Origin of the sequence: Citrobacter sp. Cb031 (assembly GCF_030336725.1) — a bacterium.
In the GTDB taxonomy this organism is placed as follows: Bacteria; Pseudomonadota; Gammaproteobacteria; order Enterobacterales; family Enterobacteriaceae; genus Citrobacter; species Citrobacter braakii.
The window spans coordinates 439755-459941 of the sequence record NZ_JAOWDA010000033.1 but is presented as its reverse complement, the minus strand read 5'-3'; the positions used below and the strand labels follow the sequence as shown (position 1 = coordinate 459941).

Annotated in this window: 19 protein-coding genes; 7 read left to right on the top strand and 12 right to left on the bottom strand. The window is 52.1% G+C overall.

Going from position 1 to position 20187, the window contains the following annotated elements:
* Positions 1–259: 259 nt before the first annotated feature.
* Positions 260–6145, top strand: a complete 5886-nt coding sequence (locus OGV93_RS15855) for a pectate lyase-fold domain-containing protein (protein ID WP_287109748.1) — start codon at positions 260–262, stop codon at positions 6143–6145.
* A 60-nt stretch (positions 6146–6205) separates the two neighbouring features.
* On the opposite strand, the gene ridA is transcribed toward OGV93_RS15855, so the two are convergent.
* The 4 genes from ridA to pyrL form a co-directional block, all read right to left on the bottom strand.
* A complete protein-coding gene (ridA, locus tag OGV93_RS15850; protein ID WP_016151491.1) occupies positions 6206–6592 on the bottom strand; it encodes a 2-iminobutanoate/2-iminopropanoate deaminase in 387 nt (128 codons plus the stop codon).
* Between the two features lie 76 nt (positions 6593–6668).
* Positions 6669–7130, bottom strand: coding sequence for an aspartate carbamoyltransferase regulatory subunit (pyrI, locus tag OGV93_RS15845; protein ID WP_016151492.1), 462 nt, complete (start codon positions 7128–7130; stop codon positions 6669–6671).
* A 13-nt stretch (positions 7131–7143) separates the two neighbouring features.
* Positions 7144–8079: an aspartate carbamoyltransferase gene (gene pyrB / locus OGV93_RS15840; RefSeq protein ID WP_016151493.1), complete on the bottom strand. Its 936-nt coding sequence runs from the start codon at positions 8077–8079 to the stop codon at positions 7144–7146.
* A 36-nt stretch (positions 8080–8115) separates the two neighbouring features.
* Positions 8116–8217, bottom strand: coding sequence for a pyr operon leader peptide (pyrL, locus tag OGV93_RS15835; RefSeq protein ID WP_003025819.1), 102 nt, complete (start codon positions 8215–8217; stop codon positions 8116–8118).
* Here pyrL and OGV93_RS15830 point away from each other — a divergent pair.
* Complete coding sequence (locus OGV93_RS15830) at positions 8197–8319, top strand: hypothetical protein (protein ID WP_085951096.1); 123 nt, start codon at positions 8197–8199, stop codon at positions 8317–8319. The genes pyrL and OGV93_RS15830 overlap by 21 nt on opposite strands.
* Here the strand turns inward: OGV93_RS15830 and OGV93_RS15825 are convergent.
* From OGV93_RS15825 to arcA, 5 genes are all read right to left on the bottom strand, one after another.
* Positions 8316–8795, bottom strand: coding sequence for an arginine repressor (locus tag OGV93_RS15825; RefSeq protein WP_047499901.1), 480 nt, complete (start codon positions 8793–8795; stop codon positions 8316–8318). The two genes, OGV93_RS15830 and OGV93_RS15825, sit on opposite strands and share 4 nt — an antisense overlap.
* A 144-nt stretch (positions 8796–8939) precedes the next feature.
* On the bottom strand, positions 8940–10343 hold the full coding sequence (locus OGV93_RS15820) for a YfcC family protein (protein ID WP_047499900.1): 1404 nt from the start codon (positions 10341–10343) through the stop codon (positions 8940–8942).
* A gap of 55 nt (positions 10344–10398) precedes the next feature.
* Positions 10399–11403, bottom strand: coding sequence for an ornithine carbamoyltransferase (gene argF, locus OGV93_RS15815; protein WP_053388739.1), 1005 nt, complete (start codon positions 11401–11403; stop codon positions 10399–10401).
* Positions 11404–11458: 55 nt separating this feature from the next.
* The gene (arcC, locus tag OGV93_RS15810; protein WP_016151496.1) at positions 11459–12391 is read right to left on the bottom strand and encodes a carbamate kinase; all 933 of its coding nucleotides are present in this window, start codon (positions 12389–12391) and stop codon (positions 11459–11461) included.
* Positions 12392–12400: 9 nt separating this feature from the next.
* Positions 12401–13621: an arginine deiminase gene (gene arcA, locus OGV93_RS15805; protein ID WP_016151497.1), complete on the bottom strand. Its 1221-nt coding sequence runs from the start codon at positions 13619–13621 to the stop codon at positions 12401–12403.
* 673 nt (positions 13622–14294) lie between these two features.
* Between arcA and OGV93_RS15800 the strand changes: the two genes are divergently transcribed.
* Entirely contained in the window at positions 14295–14747 is a 453-nt protein-coding gene (locus tag OGV93_RS15800; protein ID WP_016151499.1) for a YhcH/YjgK/YiaL family protein, read from the top strand.
* Between the two features lie 99 nt (positions 14748–14846).
* Here the strand turns inward: OGV93_RS15800 and argF (OGV93_RS15795) are convergent, their stop codons facing one another.
* Entirely contained in the window at positions 14847–15854 is a 1008-nt protein-coding gene (gene argF, locus OGV93_RS15795) for an ornithine carbamoyltransferase (RefSeq protein WP_016155574.1), read from the bottom strand.
* On the bottom strand, positions 15824–15919 hold the full coding sequence (gene argL, locus OGV93_RS23930) for a putative translational regulatory protein ArgL (protein WP_370916541.1): 96 nt from the start codon (positions 15917–15919) through the stop codon (positions 15824–15826). The genes argF (OGV93_RS15795) and argL overlap by 31 nt, the downstream gene beginning before the upstream one ends.
* 98 nt (positions 15920–16017) lie before the next feature.
* Here argL and rraB point away from each other — a divergent pair, with 98 nt between their 5' ends.
* The 3 genes from rraB (at position 16018) to OGV93_RS15780 (ending at position 18249) form a co-directional block, all read left to right on the top strand.
* Positions 16018–16443, top strand: coding sequence for a ribonuclease E inhibitor RraB (gene rraB / locus OGV93_RS15790; protein WP_016151501.1), 426 nt, complete (start codon positions 16018–16020; stop codon positions 16441–16443).
* A 51-nt stretch (positions 16444–16494) separates the two neighbouring features.
* Positions 16495–17253 carry a tRNA isopentenyl-2-thiomethyl-A-37 hydroxylase MiaE gene (gene miaE / locus OGV93_RS15785; RefSeq protein WP_019078254.1) on the top strand — a complete coding sequence of 253 codons (759 nt, stop codon included), beginning with the start codon at positions 16495–16497 and terminating at the stop codon, positions 17251–17253.
* 165 nt (positions 17254–17418) lie between these two features.
* Positions 17419–18249: a hypothetical protein gene (locus OGV93_RS15780; RefSeq protein WP_049268898.1), complete on the top strand. Its 831-nt coding sequence runs from the start codon at positions 17419–17421 to the stop codon at positions 18247–18249.
* A 26-nt stretch (positions 18250–18275) separates the two neighbouring features.
* Here OGV93_RS15780 and OGV93_RS15775 read toward each other — a convergent pair whose 3' ends face one another.
* A complete protein-coding gene (locus OGV93_RS15775; RefSeq protein WP_287109745.1) occupies positions 18276–18779 on the bottom strand; it encodes a GNAT family N-acetyltransferase in 504 nt (167 codons plus the stop codon).
* A gap of 195 nt (positions 18780–18974) precedes the next feature.
* Between OGV93_RS15775 and OGV93_RS15770 the strand changes: the two genes are divergently transcribed.
* Positions 18975–20165, top strand: a complete 1191-nt coding sequence (locus OGV93_RS15770; protein ID WP_065554565.1) for a YjgN family protein — start codon at positions 18975–18977, stop codon at positions 20163–20165.
* Positions 20166–20187 lie beyond the last annotated feature (22 nt).

The window sequence follows — 20187 nt, the reverse complement described above, 5'->3', positions numbered from 1 at the left end:
GCAACATGCTGTATTTTATGTTTTTTTTAATGATTCCTTTATTCTTATTTTTGTTAATCCCAATAAAAACAATGCGTTGAGATATATATTCATGGCGGTGATTCGTTGTTATGAAATATGTCTTTGGATATACTCGCTTCTATATAAATTTATTTATATGGTGCCGCTGTTGCACAGGTTCGGAGAATCTGTGGCGGCGTGTTTCGTCGCTATGTCGTTTTATCTATATCATTTCGCTCACATCAGAGAGAGTCACATTATGCAAAGGAAAGCTATTTCATTTTGTATTGCCCTGGCATTAAGCGGTAATACATTTGCCGCCGATCTTAACAACAACGAAGACAAAAAAAAGCAGTGTCCCGAAAATATCAGCAGCCTTTCTCAGGCTGAGCTGGCCAAACTGTCGCCGGAGTGCCAGAAAGCCACGGAAAGCGTTTTAGAGCAGGGCTGGGCATGGGCGGTGGGCGGTATCGCTGCTGTGGCCGCCACGGTGGGTATCGCGGCGAGCGGCGGCGGCGGCAGCAGCCATTCGTCCTCCGGGTTGCCTGTTGATCCAGTAACGCCTGTGGACCCGGTAACACCTGTCGATCCGGTGGACCCCGTTACACCTGATACCCCCCCCTCTGTTTATGACAATGGCGTTACCCTTGACCGGGGCGCGAAAACCCTGACCTTTGCCTCGCTGGTGGTGAACGGCGTCACTTATACCAATACCACCTTCGCCATTACCAAGCAGGGCGACGGCTACCTGCTGACCGCGCCGGACGGCAAAACCCTGACCGTGACCAGCCTGAATGTGATGGGCAATGCGCTGGTGATGCAGGGAACGTACGGCAGTAACAACCTGTTCTGGTCGTACAACCGCGCAGGAAAGCTTACCCTTGCGGGGCCAGACACCACGGTTATTGACGGCGACGGGCAGCAGAAAACAGTTGATGGTGGCTCCACCGCAGGCGGCCCGGGCGATACCGGGACGATTATCAACGGCGATGGTAACGATATTAATGTGAATGGTGATACCGGCGCTACTGGCGGCGGCACCGGCACCGACGTGAACGGCAACGACAACACCATCAACAACGGCGGCAAAAATACCGCAGACGGTGAAGGCTCCGCCGGTACAGACGTGACCGGCGACGGCAACGACATCAACAACACCGGTGATAACAGTGGCACCAACGGCGGCACGGGCACCGACGTGACCGGTGACAACAACGACATCAATAACAACGGTAATAACTCAGCGCAGGGTGAAGGCTCTACCGGTACCCAGGCTGACGGTAACGGTAACACCATCGACAACAAAGGTAACAACACGGCTGATGGTGCAGGCGCTACGGGGACAGACGTAAGTGGTGACGGCAACAAAATCAATAACGAAGGTGATACTGGTGCCACTAATGGTGGTACAGGCACGGACGTAACCGGTGACGACAACACCATCGACAATAAGGGTAAAAATACCGCAGACGGCGAAGGCTCCACCGGTACAAAAGCTGACGGTAACGGCAACACCATCAATAACGGTGGCGAGAACAGCGGTGCCAACGGCGGTACCGGCACGGACGTAAACGGTGACAACAACACCATCGACAATAAGGGTAAAAATACCGCAGACGGCGAAGGCTCCACCGGTACAAAAGCTGACGGTAACGGCAACACCATCAATAACGAAGGTGATACTGGCGCCACCAATGGTGGTACCGGCACGGACGTTGACGGCAACAACAACACCATCGACAACAAGGGTAAAACCACTGCAGATGGCGCTGGCTCAACGGGTACCGACGTAACCGGCGACGGCAACAAAATCAACAACGAAGGTGATACCAGCGCAACTGCTGGCGGCACCGGCACCAGCGTGGACGGTGGCGGCAACACCATTGACAACAAAGGCACCACCACCGCAGAAGGGGAAGGCTCGACCGGTACTGATGTCGCGGGTAATAACAACACCATTAATAACGATGGCGCCAGCAAAGTCATTGACGGTGCGACGGGGGCAAAAGTCAGCGGTGACGGCAACACCCTGAACAACGCAGGGGAAATGACCGCAGGCAGTACCGACAGTACCAAACCGAGCACCGGGGTGGATGTTGCCGGTAATAACAACACCATTAACCAGAGCGGTAAAATGGTGGTGGGAGATTTCTCCACCGGTCTGAACGTGACGGGTAAATCAAACACCATTAATCTCGCGTCTGAAGAGATGAGCATCACCGGCCAGCAGGCGACCGGGGTGAATGTCTCCGGCGAAGCCAACACGGTGACGCTGACCGGCAATATGGTGGTGGATAAAGACCAGACCTCTCCGCTGGCGGCAGATAATTTCTATAAGGCGTCCACCGGGATTAATGTTAACGGTAGCGGTAATACCGTGGTGCTGGACGGGCATTTGCAGGTGGTTGCGGATACTGAAGTTGCTGGACAAGGATATGCTAACTCCCCAGGATCCCAGGAAAATATTCAGGGGCTGGTGGTAACCGGGGATAATAACCGGGTTGATTTGCTGGGCGGGGTAACACTGACCGGTGAGAGTGACCAGATTGCAGACACCGCTGCCGGAGACGCCCTTGCTAATCAGCGCAAAGATGCTCATACAACATCCCTGATTAAAGTCGATGGGAATTCGAAGGTGTATGTAAGCGGTAACTCTAAAGTGGAGGGTGAGTTCGGGACAGGGATCGCCCCATTATTCTCCTTATCTGGTAGTGCTTACCTGGAACTGACCGAAGGGGCGACCTTTGAAAACAAAAATTCCGTTGTAAACGACTATAATTTCACGATGGAGCCTTCTCATCTGATTGATGTGACATCGGGGGCTTCCTTCGCCAATAAAGGGACGATTTCTGTCAACGACATCTCTCTGATACAGGTGATGGGGACAGGGTCTTCTGCCATCAATGAAAAAACCATTGAGCTCAACAGAACCAGTGCTGCAGGTACAGCACAAAGCGGTGCTTTCCATGCCATGGATGCGCGTAAGGGAGCCAGCGTGACCAACAATGGCACCATTACCGGTAAAATCCTTAATCAGGACAGTATCATCAACATGTATGATTTGACTATGGCTGATGATTTTACCGCGAACAACAGTTTCATATCCCAGGATTTAATGGCTGCATTTGATGCAAATTCCCGTGCCACGAACAGTGCCTTGGGCGAACTTGAGGTCTACGGACGCGGGACGGCGATGCTTGCGGGTAAGTCAGGAAACGTAGATAACTTTGGGAAAATAACGACAGATGGGCTGTGGAAAGATGCGGGAGATACGACTGCTGGGAGGTCTTCATCTTCCGCCAGGGATTATGCCGTTGGTATGACAGCTGGGCTGGATAATTATGATGGACCAGGTACAAATGCCACCGCCAGCAACCACCAGGGCGCCACGATTACCGTGTATAACGCCGGTGCCGGTATGGTGGCCAGGGGGGCGAACAACCAGGTGATTAACCAGGGCACGATCAATCTCGAGAAAAATGAGAATTATACTGGCAATGAACCGCTGTTTGGTATGGCGGTGTATAGCGGTGGTACAGCCATTAACGACACCACCGGCGTGATTAATATCAATGCTGAAAACGGGAAGGCGTTTTATTCCGATGGTAATGCCAACAACCGTATTATCAACCGCGGACAGATTATTCTGGGGGCGAATGCGTCAGCCGATGCGGATAACAGCGCTGACCTTGTGATGCCTGAATTTGCTGATGGCACCATTCTTGAGAACACCACCACTCTGGATAAAAATACGGGTATTGCACCCGGCAGTACGGTCAGCAATACCGGCACGGTTGATGGCACCTCAACGTTGACAGTCGAGGGCATCTATAACAACCAGACCGGTGCGGTGACCAGCGCGCCGGTGACCGTCAACGCCAGCGGCTTGGTGAATAACAGCGGTACGGTAAACAGCGTCACCACCGTCAGCGGTTCCGGGAAAGTCGTCAACACCGGCAGCATGACCAAAGGCGTGAAGCTGAATACCAGTGCTAAAGTCACCAACAGCGGCACCGTCGCGCTGGGCAGCAGCAGCGATGCCAACAACGCCAGCATCCTGGAGCTGAAAAACAACAGCGTGTTTGAAAACGCTGCCGGTGGCATCGTGACGCTCGATAACACGAAAAACGCCATCCACCTGAACCACAACGGCACCCTGAAGAACGACAAGGGCGCGACCATGAACTTTACCGCCGCCAGCAACAATTCCACGGCGGTGAATATCTGGAATAATACGGCGGACTTTATCAACGACGGTACGGTAAACGCCACCGGCGTGACGGCGGTGGGGTCTGCTGGTAACGCGGCCGCCGATAAGGCCTTCTTCTGGAACCAGGATGACGGGGTAGTGAACTTTGCCGCTTCCAAATCCGGTCAGAGCGCGGTCAGCCTGACCCACAGCAACTATGCGGGTATTAACGACGGCACCATGAATATCAGCGGCAGCGGCGCCATTGGTATGAAAGGCAGCCAGAATGCCCAACTGGTCAACAACGGCAGTATCAATCTGGGGACAGCCGGTACGGATGAAACCGGCATGATTGCCATGCAGCTGGATGCAAACGCCACGGCGGACGCGGTGATTGAGAACAACGGCGCAATCAATATCTACGCCAAAGACTCTTACGCTTTCAGCCGTCTGGGAGCTAACGGTCGCATCATCAACAACGGCACGGTACTGCTGGAAGGCACCGGCAGCGGGCTGGTGAAAGAGTCTGGCGTGACGGTGGAAGGTAGCGGCACCGGTGGTAACGGCACGGAAACCCATGCGGCTTCCTATACCCTGCCGACCGACCCGACTGTGGCCCCTGTGCAGAGTAAAGGCCTGCGCTCCAGCGTCAGCCAGTACACCATCGGCACCAGCGCCAGCGGCACCGCCGGTACGCTGACCGCCGATTATGTTGACCTGGGCGACGTGGATGTGGATACCGGCTTCACCGCAGGTACGGCTGCCACGACTCAGACCTTCAACGACGTGTTTGTCGGCGAAGATATCCAGGGTGAGCAGAACATCAAATCTGCCAGCGTGGTATGGACGGCGGAAGGTGAGAAAGACACGAACGGCAACGTTGACGTCACCATGACCAAAAACGCCTACACCGACGTGGTGACCGACAGCAGCGTCAGCGGTGTTGCTGGCGCGCTGGATGCCGCCTACACCAACAACGAGCTGTTCAGCAGCCTGAACCTGAAGACCTCTGCCGACGTGACGAAGGCGATGAAGCAAATCAGCGGCAACAAGGCTGTGAACGTCTCCCGCGACGCCCGCAGACTCAGCAACCGCTTCGATATGCTGGCGGATGCCGCGCCGGAACTGGGTAATGGTCTGTCGTTTAACCTGGTGGCGAAAGGTGACCAGCGTGCCGAACTGGGTAAAGACACTCAGTACGACATGATGGCCCTGCGTCAGAAACTGGGCTTTGGCGATAATCAGTCGCTGACCATGGAGTACGGTATTGCCCGTCTGGACGGTAAAGGCAATGTCTCTTCCGGCAGCGACGGTATCACCGGCGGTTACAGCCAGTTCCTGGGTCTGGAGCACGCCATGCCGCTCGGCGAGGAAGGTCTCTCCTGGAACAACGCCCTGCGTTACGACGTACATCAGCTCGACAGCAAACGCGGCATTAACTACGGCGATGTCAACAAACAGGCGCTGGCGGACAGCCGTCAGCAGTACCTGGAGCTGCGTACCGAGGGTCGTAAAACCTTCGCCGTCAGCGAAGGGCTGGATGTTGTGCCATATGCCGGTCTGAAACTGCGTCACACCATGGAAGACGGTTATCAGGAGCGCGGTGCTGGCGACTTTAACCTGAACATGAACAGCAGCACGGAAACGGCGGTTGATTCAGTGGTAGGTATGAAGCTGAGCTATGCCGGTAAGGATGGCTGGGCAGCAACGGCGACGCTGGAAGGCGGCCCGAACCTGAGCTACGTCAGTACTGGCAAAAAAGCGTCCCTGCAGGGGGCGGCAGGTCAGAGCTTCAACGTTGACGACGGTCAGAAAGGTGGCAGCATCAACAGCATGGCACAGGTGGGTGTGAAGTATAACGCCGGTAACACCAGCGCCGGGCTGGACGCTTTCCACTGGAAAGAGGACAACATCAGCGACAAGGGCTTTATGCTGAATATTAAACACAATTTCTGATAACAGCCTGAGTGAGTAAAAACGGAACCGCCGGAGTGATTTCCGGCGGTTTTTTTACGCTTAGCGACGAACGGCGATCGCTTCAATCTCGATTTTCACGTCTTTCGGCAGACGGGCAACTTCCACGCAAGAACGCGCCGGGAAGGTGGCGTTGTGCTCGGTGAAGAATGCTTCGTAGGTCGCGTTTACGGTTGCGAAATCGTTCAGGTCTTTAACGAAGACGGTAGTTTTTACGATGTCGCCCACTTTCAGGCCTGCTGCTTCAACGATAGCTTGTACGTTTTCCAGCGACTGACGCGCCTGAGCGGACACGTCTTCCGATACGGCACCGGTTTTCGGATCGACCGGGATCTGACCGGAAGTGATTACCATGCTACCCAGGTCAACGCCCTGAACGTATGGGCCGATTGCTGCTGGTGCATTTTCCGTCGCGATAGTCTTGCTCATGATTTCTCCTGAATTACAGCGGTAATAGAATGTTCCCGGCCATTATAGGGAGCCGGGAAATCATTACCAACACCAATTAGTTGGCCAGCACCACATAATGCGAAAACTCTTTTTCACAGTATTTGCATTTGAGTGCGATGTCGTCAGCGCGCTTTTTCACTGAAAAACTGGACGATACTGGTTCAGCATGGCTGATGCAGTTGCTGTTCGGGCAAACCAGCACGTTATCGATACGTTCAGGCAGGCTCGGACGTGATTTACCCACCACGTCATAATCGTCAATGCGGTTTACCGTTGCCTGCGGAGCGTACAGGGAGAGCTGGTTTACCTGCTCGTCGGTCAGGAACGTATTTTCGATTTTAATCAGGTCTTTACGGCCCATCTCGCCAGACGGCAGGTTCAGGCCGATGGTGATACGCTGGTCGGTTTCAGTCAGTTTGAACAACGTCAGCAGCTTAAAACCAACCTGTGCGGGAATATGGTCAATTACGGTGCCACGTTTGATGGCTTCAACCTGCAGTTTGTTATCGTGTGTCATCTCTTTTTCTCCCTTACAGTGCCAGTTCGCTATTCAGTACCAGTGCCAGTAACGCCTGGCGGGCGAAGATGCCGTTGCCAGCCTGCTGGAAATACCAGGCGTGCGGCGTCTTGTCGACGTCGGTGGTGATTTCATCAATGCGCGGCAGCGGATGCAGCACCTTCATGTTCGCTCTGGCACCGTTTAGATCGCTGGCACGCAGAACAAACTGTGCTTTCACGTTGGCGTATTCGGACGGGTCCAGACGCTCTTTTTGTACGCGGGTCATGTAGAGGATATCGACCTCCGCCATTACCTCTTCGATAGTGCCATGCAGGCTCCAGGCGATACCTTTTTCATTCAGCATATCCAAAATGTATTGCGGCATGGCCAGCGCGTCCGGAGCGATGAAGTAGAAGCGGTTACCTTCGAACTTTGCCAGCGCCTGGGTCAGGGAGTGGACGGTGCGGCCATATTTCAGGTCACCCACCATGGCGATTTGCAGATTGTCCAGGCGACCCTGCGTTTCCTGAATGGTAAACAGATCCAGCAGCGTTTGGGTGGGATGCTGGTTGGAACCGTCGCCGGCGTTCAGTACCGGCACGTTACCGGAGAACTCGGTTGCCAGACGCGCGGCGCCTTCCTGCGGATGGCGCATCACGATGGCGTCGACATAGGTGCTGATGACGGAAATGGTGTCGGCCAGAGTTTCGCCTTTTTTGCCAAGCGACGTGTTGCTGCTGTCAGAGAAACCCACCACGCTGGCGCCCAGACGGTGCATGGAGGTTTCAAAAGATAAACGGGTGCGGGTTGACGCTTCAAAGAAGCAACTGGCGATGACCTTATGTTTTAACAGCTCTGGCTGCGGGTTAGCTTTTAATTTCGCCGCCGTCGCGAGGACCAGATTAAGGTCATCGCGGCTGAGGTCGTTTATGGAAATGATGTGTTTTTGATAGAGCGGGTTAGCCATGTTTATCTCCTGACGCCTGGGCAAAAAAAAAGCCCCTCAATTGAGGGGCTCGGAATGGGTGATCAACGGAAAGAAAAACGGCAGGCCAGCGTCCTTTTTCAGACGCGGTAAGACAAAATGTCGTACACACTGAACCATACATCCTCCCGGCAAATTGTCCGCGATTATACTCAGCTCCGTTATGGGATCAAGCGGAAAATGCACTATTTATTCATCGCAAACGGTTCTTATGAATTTTAATTCATTTTGAATAGATAATTAATCTGCTTGTGGATCAGGCCCGTTCGCTGTACCACCCGCGGCGCGACCCAGACAATACTGCTACCAGCAATGACGCCGAGAATTTCTGGCAACGCGTGATAATCGAGGATTCTGGCTACGGCGCGACCATAGCCAGCCGCCGTGTGGATGAGGATAAACTCGCTATTGTGTTCCACGCTGACCACCATTTCAGCAATCGATCGGGCAGCATCAGGCGCGGGTCGTGATTGCGGATTTACAGAATAAATTTTTTGCCCTTTTGTATTTCTTATTTTTATAGCACCGAGCAGTTTCAGCAGACGAGATACCGTTGACTGGCTTATCCCGGTGAAACCATGGTGTTGTAGATCGCGGCGAAGCGCTTCCTGAGACAGGTAGCTTTTTTCGCTAATCAGGCGCTGACAAATCGCCAACTGTTTCTGCTCTTTGGTCGAGTAATCATCGAATTCCTTCATAAAAACACCCTAAATTTATCATTTGTATCAATGCGATGGCGAAATTCACCACATTTGCAGTATCAATAACGGCTCAAACGGGCGGTTGTGCAGAAAAACGAGAGCGCGCTCAAAAAAGCCGTCGGGATCCGACGGCCAACAGGACTACAGCATCGCGCCGATACTCAGAACAACCATGTTCAGCACCGTCAGAATTAGCAGCAGTGGTGCGACCCATTTCAGGTAGCGCACATAAGGAACACGAGCGATGGCCAACCCACCCATTACAACCGCTGAGGTGGGGGTAATCAGATTCACAATGCCGGAAGCGGATTGATACGCGGTGACGACCAGATCCCTTTGCACATGGGCGAAGTCAGCCAGCGGGGCCATAATGGGCATCGTGAGTACCGCCAGGCCAGACGAGGAAGGGACCAGGAAGGAGAGCAAGACTTCCAGCCAGTAAGTCACATTGATGAAAATGGTGGTGGACAGACCGGAGACTAAATTTTCGGCGCTGTGCAAAATAGTGTGGGTGATCATGCCGTTGTCCATCACCACGACGATACCGCGCGCAATGCCGATAATCAGCGCCACGCCGAGCAGATCCCGTGCCCCGTCAATGAAGGTACTGGTGAATGCTTCTTCACTCATGCGGGCAATCACGCCGACGATAATCGCAGATGCCAGAAAAACCCCAGATATTTCAGCCATCCACCAGCCGAGCACCGCGACGCCATAAATCATCACTGCAAAGGCGGCGGCGAATATCAGCAGGATCCACTTACGCGTAGCCGTGAATTCAAGATTGGTATTGGCGCGACTACCGAGAAAATGGGCACGGTTTTCCTCCATTTTATCGGCCACGATGGAAAGCTCAGGATGGCTGCGAACTTTCCGTGCATAGCGCATGACCCATACCACACAGATTACATAGCCGACGACCAGCAGCAGAATGCGCATCAGCATTCCCTGGGTGAAGGGGATCCCGGCGGCGTTAGCGGCGATAACTGTTGCGAAAGGGTTGATTGTTGAACCGAGGGTGCCGATGCCTGCGCCAAGCAAAACGGTTGCAGCAGCAACCAGTGGATCAAAGCGCGCAGCCATCATGACCGGAACCAATAAGGTGTAGAAAGGAAGTGATTCTTCCGCCATGCCGTAAATCGTACCTCCGGCGGCGAAAAGTCCCATCAGGATGGGGATCATCCACTCTTCTTTGCCATTCAGCCTGACCGTCACGCGTTCGATTCCGGCGTCGATGGCGCCCGTTTTGTTTACCACGCCGAGAAACCCGCCAATAATCAGGACAAACAACGCCACATCAATCGCGCCTGCGGTGTAGGTTTCGTGGTTATAAAGCCCGTCAATCGGAGCCAGCAGTACAGCCGTTAAACCTTGTGGATGCGCCTCTGTTGGGGCATAGGTACCGGCAACCGGCACTTCTTTGCCCAGGGTAGCATTCATCGCCATCTGGTATTTCCCGGCAGGGACAATCCAGGTCATAACGGCGACGAGCGCAATAAGAATAAACAGGATGGTATACGCGCTGGGAAATTTGAATTTGCCCATGATGTTCTCCGGATAGCTTGGGCATATGCCGCCAGGCGACACATGCCCGCTGGGGTTAGTCGCCGAGTGTCGCTACCATGACCGCTTTAATGGTATGCATCCGGTTTTCTGCTTCGTCGAAGACGATGGAATGCGCTGACTCAAATACCTCCTCCGTGACTTCAAGCCCTTTCAGGCCGTAAGCCGCTTCGATTTCACGGCCCACTTTGGTGTGCTCGTTATGGAAGGCGGGCAGGCAGTGCATGAATTTCACATTGGGATTGCCGGTCGCATCGATGACCTGCTGGTTAATTTGATAAGGCGTCATCAGGCTGACGCGTTCTGCCCACGCCTCTTTGGGTTCTCCCATCGAAACCCAGACATCGGTGTAGAGAAAGTTCACGTCGTAAACGCCTTCCTCAACATCCTCTGTGAGCGTAATGCGCGCGCCCGTCACGCTGGCGATTTCACGGCATTCGGCAACCAGCGCCTCGTCCGGCCAGAAGGATTTCGGTGCGACCAGACGAATATCCATCCCCATTTTCGCCGCGCCGACCATCAGCGAATTGCCCATGTTATTGCGGGCGTCACCAAGGTAAGCGAAGCTCAGTTCGGGTAAGGTTTTACCCGGGGCGTGTTCCAGCATGGTCATCAGATCCGCGAGGATCTGCGTAGGGTGGAATTCATTCGTCAGCCCGTTCCAGACCGGCACACCAGCGAACTGCCCCAGTTCTTCCACGATCTCCTGGCCGTAGCCGCGGTATTCAATACCGTCATACATGCGACCTAACACGCGGGCGGTATCTTTCATCGACTCTTTATGACCAATCTGCGAGCCGCTTGGGCCAAGGTAGGTCACCTGTGCGCCCTGATCGAAAGCGCCGACTTCAAAGGCGCAGCGGGTGCGAGTTGACGTTTTTTCGAAGATTAGCGCGATATTTTTACCGACCAGCGTTTGCCTTTCGCGTCCGGCTTTTTTTGCCGTTTTTAACTCGATAGCCAGATCGATCAGGTACTGGATTTCCGTTGGGGTGTAGTCCAGCAATTTGAGAAAATTGCGATTTTTCAGGTTAACAGTCATGAAAATATCCTTATGTAGGCTGGATAAGGCTTCGCTTTACCCAGCAAAAAAAGCCTTAAGCGTTAACATCAGTGGCTTCGCGCCGAATTAGCGTGCCTTTGTCACCAGCGAGAATGGCCGAACCGTCAGCCAACGAGCCGATGCCAGCAATCCCGTGACAGTGAGAGACAAATTCCGCGCAGGCGGTGACTTTGGGGCCCATTGAACCGGCGTCGAATTGCATTTCGCCGAGCCGTTCCGGCGTAACCTGGGCCAGCGGGCGCTGGGTAGGTTTGCCCCAGTCGAGATACACCGCATCGGCATCGGTCAGGATCAGCAGCGCATCGGCGTGGATTTGTTTGGCGAGCAGGGCGGCGGAGAGATCTTTGTCGATCACCGCTTCAATACCGTGGTAGCCATCGGCTTTTTCCACCACCGGTACGCCGCCACCGCCGTTGCAGATAACCAGATGATCGCGGGCGATCAGTGTGCGAATGGCGTCACTTTCCACGATTCGTTTGGGTTGTGGAGAGGGCACAACACGGCGGAACGCTTTACCATCGGCTTTGAAAACCCAGCCTTTTTCCGCCTGTAACGCGTGGGCCTGGGGTTCGTCATAAATCGGCCCGATATATTTGGTGGGATTGCTGAAGGCCGGATCGTGGGCATCGACTTCAACCTGAGTCAGCAGGACACTAATTTCACGCTGTGGGAGCTGGTTTTTCAGGGCCTGTTGCAGCATATAGCCAATCATTCCCTGACTTTCTGCGCCGAGAATATCGAGCGGATAGGGGGTGACGTTGGCATAAGCACTGTTTTGTAACGCCAAAAGTCCAACCTGCGGGCCATTGCCGTGTACCAGAATTACGCGCCACTGCTGCGTGAGTTGAGCGAGAGTTCTTGCCGCCAGCTCAATATTCTTGCGTTGGATGTCGGCTTCCAGTGGTTCGCCACGTTTGAGTAGTGCATTGCCGCCCAGCGCCACAACCAGGGTAGGTTTGTTTTCCATAACGTCTCCTTAAATACCGTCGCGTTCCAGTGGGCAACTCATGCAGCGCGCACCGCCGCGCCCACGTCCCAGTTCGTCGCCAGGAATGGGTAAAACAGTGATGCCAGCTTTGTCGTATTTCTCGTTGGTCCAGATGTTGCGTTCGTAGCCCACCACAACCCCGGGGCGCAGCGTCAGAACATTGTTCGCGTCATTCCACTGTTCGCGTTCAGCTTCGAAGGCGTCGCCACCGGTGGTGATCAGATTGATCTGGTCGAGGCCAAGTGCTTTTTCGAGGGCATGTACCAGCGTACTTTCCTGGGTGCGTTTCAGGCCGCCGCGCCCGTCTGGTGTCAGGGTCCAGCACTGGACATCCGGGCGCACCACTTCCGGGTAGACGGAGAAGGTATCGATATCGATGTGGGTCATGACGGTATCGAGGTGCATACAGGAGCGATGTTTCGGCAGTTCGACTGCGATAACGCGTTCTGCCTGGCGATGCTTAAATAGCGACTGGGCAAGGAACTCAATGCCCTGCGGCGTGGTACGTTCCGACATACCGATGAGAACTGCGCCGCGACCAATGACCAGCACATCTCCACCTTCTAATGTGGCGTGGTCGTAATTAATATTTTCATCGCCGAAATATTTAATAAAATCACCATCGGCAAATTGTGGATGCCAACGGTAAATCGCCCGCAAGTTATTAGTTTCTCGTTGACGTGCAGTTTTTGCCATCGGATTAATGGATACGCCGTTATATATCCAGCATGAGGTGTCGCGGGTAAATAAGTGGTTTGGTAATGGCTTCATAATAAAGTCATTAATATCGTGAGTATCGACCACCATATTTTTGATTGAGGCAGGAATTTCTCCGTATGTCAGCCCACCGCTTAAATGTCGGGCGAGCTCCCGGTGCTGCATATCTGCAAGCCAGGCGCGAATATCCGTGGCGAAAGCGGGGCCAAGCCGATAATCAGAAATTTGTGTATCCAGTAGCCAGCTTTTGGCATCGGGGATATCCAGAGTTTGTGTCAATAAATCAGTGAGTAACAGAACCTCAATTCCCTGTTGACGTAACGTGTTGGCGAAAATGTCATGCTCTTCTCCTGCACGTTCTACCGAAAGAACATCATCAAAAAGCAGTTCCTGGCAATTTGACGGCGTCAGCCTTTTTAGGCTGAGGTTAGGGCGATGTAGCATTACGCTACGTAATTGACCGATTTCAGACCCGACATAATGCTTTTCCATCATTATTCCTTTAATACGATTTTAAAAAATAAAGACGAGATGCCTGCAAATAATGTTTATTGCAGTCATGATTTTTCAGCTGATTTCAGAATCTATATTTAGATCTTATCTGATATAGAAACGTGATTCATTTCACAGTCAGGTCGATGTTTGGCATTTGTTGTTTAATTTATGAGATGGCTCTGAGAATTTAAAAAATAAAAAAATGAATAATTGAATTACTACGCAGGAATATGTCTTGTTATTTAACTGTGTTAATTTTATGTACATATCTAAATATTTAATAAATTAAATAGTGCGTTGATTTTTATATGTTTTTCTATATTTAATGAATTTTTATGCGAATCTATTATTTTATTATTTGTGCTGTAAGGTTTATTTCAAAATAAATATGACGATGAAGAAAGATAACGAAGGAGACGTAAACTGTGATCGATAGCTGGTTTTTCTAACAAAGCTTTCTATAACAGTGAGTTAGTGACTGAGTTGAAAAGTATGAGACGAAAGTTATGCAGAGTTTATGCATAACCTGTTGCTGGCTATTAGCAATTATTTAACATCATCAGCGATAAACATGCGTTGACGCAAAATATCGGTAAATAGCAGTGGTATGGCAGACCGTTTTTTCGTATAACAACCAAAATGAAACGATGTTTTAATTAAGGGGTTTGAAATGATTGTCGGCAATATTCACAACCTGGATGCCTGGCTGCCGGAAGAGCTGCGTCAGGCGATTGAGCACATTAAAGCGCACGTGACGGATGCGACGGAAAAGGGTAAGCACGACATCGACGGCGAACGTCTGTTCTATCTGATTGCTGAAGATATGACGGAGCCGTTTGCGCAGCGCCGCGCCGAATATCACGCTCGCTATCTGGATATTCAGATCCTGCTCAAAGGTCAGGAAGGCATGACTTTCAGCACGCAGCCTGCGGGCGCACCGGAAACTGACTGGCTGGCGGATAAAGATATCGCCTTCCTGCCGGAAGGCGAACAGGAGAAAACGGTGGTGCTGAACGAAGGTGACTTCGTCGTCTTTTATCCGGGTGAAGTGCATAAACCGCTGTGCGCGGTCGGCGCTCCGGCGCTGGTACGCAAAGCCGTGGTGAAAATGCGGGTAGCATAAACCGGTTTGCCGGGTGCGACTTACCCGGCCTAAGGAAGTACGATGGTAGGCCGGATAGGGTGCGTCAGCATCGCCATCCGGCAATTCAATCGCGCAACGCTATGATTTGGAAAGCGTCGCGACCATCACCGCTTTGATGGTGTGCATTCGGTTTTCCGCCTGATCAAATACGATACTGGCGGGTGACTCAAACACCTCGTCGGTCACTTCCATGCCGCCGTGCAGACCATATTCCTGCGCCATTTGTTTGCCAAGCGTGGTTTGATCGTCATGGAACGCAGGCAGGCAGTGCAGGAATTTCACCTGCGGATTGCCGGTCAACGCCATCATCGCGCTATTAACCTGGTACTTACGCAACTGCGCAATACGTTCGGCCCATTTCTCTTTCGCTTCGCCCATCGATACCCAGACGTCGGTATAGATGAAGTCCGCGCCTTTCACGCCCGTGGCGACATCTTCGGTTAGCGTTATATTGCCGCCGTTTTTCTGTGCCAGCGCTTTGCACTCTGCAACGAGGCTTTCCTCCGGCCAGCAGGCCTGGGGCGCGACCAGACGCAGATCCAGTCCGGTTAACGCAGCGGCTTCCAGCATGGAATTGCCCATATTGTTGCGGGCATCGCCGGTGTAGACCAGCACCATCTCATTAAACGCTTTACCCGGCAGGTGTTCCTGCATCGTGAGTAAATCCGCCAGCAGCTGGGTAGGGTGAAATTCGTTGGTTAATCCGTTCCAAACCGGAACTCCGGCATATTCCGCCAGCGTCTCGACAATTTCCTGACCGTGGCCCCGATACTGAATACCGTCGTACATACGACCGAGTACGCGGGCGGTGTCTTTGATCGACTCTTTATGACCAATCTGGCTGCCGCTCGGCCCGAGATACGTCACGCGCGCGCCCTGATCGTATGCGGCAACTTCGAAAGAGCAACGGGTGCGGGTTGAGTCTTTTTCGAAGATGAGCGCGATGTTTTTACCGGTGAGTTTAGCGACCTCGGTACCGTTTTTCTTATCCGTTTTGAGCTGCGCGGCGAGCTGGAGCAGTGACGTGAGTTCAGCAGAGGTGAAATCAAGCAGTTTCAAAAAATGTTTCTGATAAAACGCAGACATAGTTCCCTCACATGGCTTAGGCCATTTATTGAATTAAAATTCAATTTATATGGATGTTTATTCATTTGCAACCTTGTTTAACAAATCTTTCCTGGAAAGGTGGAGGCAATGACAGCGGTATGTGACAATAAGAGTATCGGCAGGACATTATGAGGAATGAGCCATGGCAAACCCGGAACTACTGGAAGAACAGCGTGAAGAAACGCGCTTGATTATTGAAGAGTTACTCGAAGATGGCAGCGATCCAGACGCGCTGTACACCATCGAGCATCACCTTTCCGCGGACGACTTTGAGACCCTGGAAAAAGCGGCAGTAGAAGCCTTCAAGCTGGGTTATGAAGTGACCGAGCCGGAAGAGCTGGAGGTGGAAGAGGGCGACACGGTTATTTGCTGTGACATCCTGAGCGAATGTGCTCTGAATGCCGAGTTGATCGACGCTCAGGTTGAGCAACTGATGAACCTGGCTGAAAAATTTGATGTGGAATACGACGGTTGGGGCACCTATTTTGAAGACCCGAACGGCGAAGAAGGTGAAGACGGCGATGATGAAGACCTCGTCGACGAAGATGATGACGGCGTGCGTCACTAAGTCATCTGCTGACCTACGGTAGCGTCTGCTGCCGTAGGCCAAGGATAACGTATGGATTACCTGCAAATACTCTCCCCGATCCACAACTTCCTGCACTGTAAAACGCCCCAGGCCTGGCTTGATAAAGCGCGAGCCCCGGCGAATCTCCCTCTGTTACTGACGGATCATCTCGTCTGCGAGCTGAAAGCGGCGCAAACGGCCATGCTGCTGGTGCGTAAGTATGTTGCAGATAAACAGGGATCGCAGGCGCTACTGGACTGGCTGAAACCCTATGAAGCGTATGCTTTCAGAGAAGGGGATGAACCGGATTTTATCGCGCTGAATAAACAGATAAGCAAAAGCGTAATGCCGCAAACTGACGACCCGTGGGGGCGCAAGCTGATCGACAGCATGGTTTTGCTGATCAAAGAAGAGCTGCACCACTTCTGGCAGGTGCGTGAGGCGATGATGAGCCGCAACATTCCCTACGTCAAAATTACCGCCAGCCGTTATGCCAAAGGCATGCTCAAAGAGGTGCGAACCCACGAGCCATTAACGCTAATCGACAAACTGATTTGCGGGGCTTACATTGAGGCGCGTTCTTGTGAACGGTTCGCCGCGCTGGCGCCGTATTTGGATGACGATTTACAGGCATTTTATCTTTCGCTGCTGCGATCCGAGGCGCGGCACTATCAGGACTATCTGGCGCTGGCACAGCAGGTTTCTGCCGACGATATCAGTAGTCGGGTGCGGTTCTTTGGCGAAGTAGAAGCCGCATTGATTACTTCTCCCGACGATGAATTCCGCTTCCACAGCGGCGTGCCAGCCTGACTCTCTTCTCTGACGCGCGGCGCTAATCGTCGCGCGGTTTTACCTTTCCTGTTTCCATTAGCAAAATCTGGTGGCTGGAAATCGCTCGCTGCTGCCGTAATAATCAAAACACACGAAGGGGAAATATATCCCCGCAACAGAGACTGTTTTGCATAAGGATGGTTAATGAACTGGGCACACGTATTGTTGGCGGGTTATATCGGGGCGGTGATTGCTATCGTCGTTGGCATGTTTCGCAAAAAAGGCTGGCTGGGCAAGATCTCCGGCGCGGTGGTTTTTGTGGTGGCGATTGTCGCGTGGAATCTGTTTGATGTGCACTACCTGATCCCGCGCGAAAGCCCTGATTATGGGCTGACGGACGCGCAGAAATTTGAAAATGCGATGCTGGCAATGCCTGTTTATCAGGTACTTAAAGAGCAGGAACCCGCGTTATGGCAGAACATCCTCAACCAGGCAACGCAACTGAAAGAAGCTGGGAAAAGCGAACAACAGATTATCGACGCTATTCAGCCGCAAATCCTGCAGGTACAGATGGCGCGTTTGCAGCAGGCACCCGATGCCAATGTGATTGAGTATATGAAAATTAACCTCGAGCAGATTGCTGCGGTGGCAAAAGTGGGCGATGAGGAGTGTTTTCGCTTTCTGTTCCCGGCGGTGAAAGGCGGGATTAACCCGGTGCGTATTATTCCGCGGGAGCTGATGAATCGTCGTATGGCCAGCGACATGAGTATGATGCACGCGGCTTATGGCCCGAACAAACATACGGTTACGGCGCAAGAGAAACAGCTGGCGCTTCAGGATCTGCAATCCATCAGCCCGGGATTGGTACAGCGCTTTGGACCGGATATCCAGATTATGGCTGATCCGAGTAAAGGTGTGGGCAAAGAGAAAGTCGCCTGTGAAATGGTGCAGGATTTATGGTCACAGGTGCTGACGCTGCCAACCGCTCGCGCGGCTGGCGTCATTCGGCTGATGCTCTCCGCCGAAATGCAGTAACGCAACCATTGCCCCTCCGGCTGAAGTCAGAGGGGCTTTAACATCCGCACTTCGCAATCCACGTGCCCGGTACAGCCCAGCGCTTCGTTGATATGCTTAAACCCTAAATGTTCATACAGGCGGATTGCCTCGGTCAGAAACGCCGTGGTCTCCAGATAGCACTGTTTGAAACCCTGCTCACGGGCATGTTCGAGGGCCATCAGCGCCAGCTTTTTCGCCAGTCCCTGACCGCGTGCGCTCGACAGGAAGTACATCTTTTGCAGTTCGCAAATGTCCGGTTCGCTACATCCTAACGGCGCAACGCCGCCGCCGCCCACGACTTCACCGTTTTGCTCAACCACCCAGTAGGCCGCGCCCGGCTGGCTGTAAACCTGGAATAGTTCATCCAGATTAGGGTCGGCAACGGTATAGCCTTTATCGGCAGTAAGCCCGTATTCAGCGGAAACTTTGCGGATCACCGCAGCGATAGCGGCATTATCTGCTGCGGTGATTCGGCGCAGCGTAAGCGTGGTGGGTAGCACAACATTCATAATATGGCTCAATTCTAAAAATACACTTATATATTTATTTAATACCACTCTCTTCTGTCGGGTGCAAGACGTTCCTGAATCAGAAAAAAATTAAAATACATTGGCTAATTAAAAATAGTATTGTAAACGAACCAGTAAATAAACACTGGTTTTTTATTTTTTATCTTAATGGAATTTATATTAGGGATATTGTTCATGAATGATTTTGTTGGTGGTCGGGAAAATCAACGACACACATTTATTTTTATCGGTAAAGGATGGCAGTACTTTATTATTTGCATTGTCAATTTTTTGCTGTGTTGTATTACTCTGGGTATTTATACACCGTGGGCGATAGTGAAATGTCGGCGTTATATTTACGAAAATATGACTCTCAATGGCCAACCCTTTACCTATAAGGCGACTGGTGGCGCGATATTCGTAAGCTTCTTGTCGATTATGGTGGTTTATGGTGCCAGCATGAGTTCTATTGCTAACGGCAGTCCTCTCGTTGGTTTTACTTTGATTGGTTTACTGGTAGCTGTCCTTCCATTAATGACCATAAAAAGCCTGCAGTATCAGGCGATGATGACGTCGCTTAACGGTGTGCGTTTTGGTTTTGACTGCTCACAATTACATGCATGGCTTTTTTTACTGGTTGTGCCAGTGGTGCTTGCTGTGGTGAACTGGGGAGTGATTTATCTTCTGATACTTGCCACCGACTGGATTGAGGGCAGTACTGGAATGCTTATCAGAATAGCATTTATCGCGTTGGTGGGAATTGTGGGCATGGGTATCACCTACGGTATTACCTATGCAAAATGGATGCAGTTAGTGGGTAATGGCGGTAATTTTGGTATTCACCGCTTTACTATTAACGTCAATATGAAAGCAAGCATAGTGGGGTGTATTAAAGCCGTGCTGGTACTGCTGCCATTTGTTGTTGTGATTGTCTGGCTAATTGCCCCTATTTTTCTGCAAATGGTGATGTTGGCTGTGTTAGGCGTGGCCGACGACGAATTTATCCGGGAGAATCAGAGCAGAATAATGGCGAGCTATTTTCTCTATTTCGCCGGAATTATTGTGGTTGGAAGCTATTTATACACCACGCTACGTAATCTGTTCATGAATAACCTGGCGCTGGCCGAGGGCAAAATCCGCTTTCATTCTTCCGTCACTGCACATGGCCTGATCTGGCGTTTTGTACTGGTGTTGTTTATTTCAGGCATCACGTTTGGGCTAGCTTATCCGTGGATGAAAATGTGGCTGGTCAGTTGGCTGGCCAGTAACTCCCATGTACAAGGGGATTTGGATGCGCTGGAACTGACTGACCATACAGAGGCGTTGGAAACAGGTCCGGCGATGTGGGTATCACGTGGTGTGATGACCTACTTCCCGTTCATCTGATACAACAAGGCCGGAGCATGCT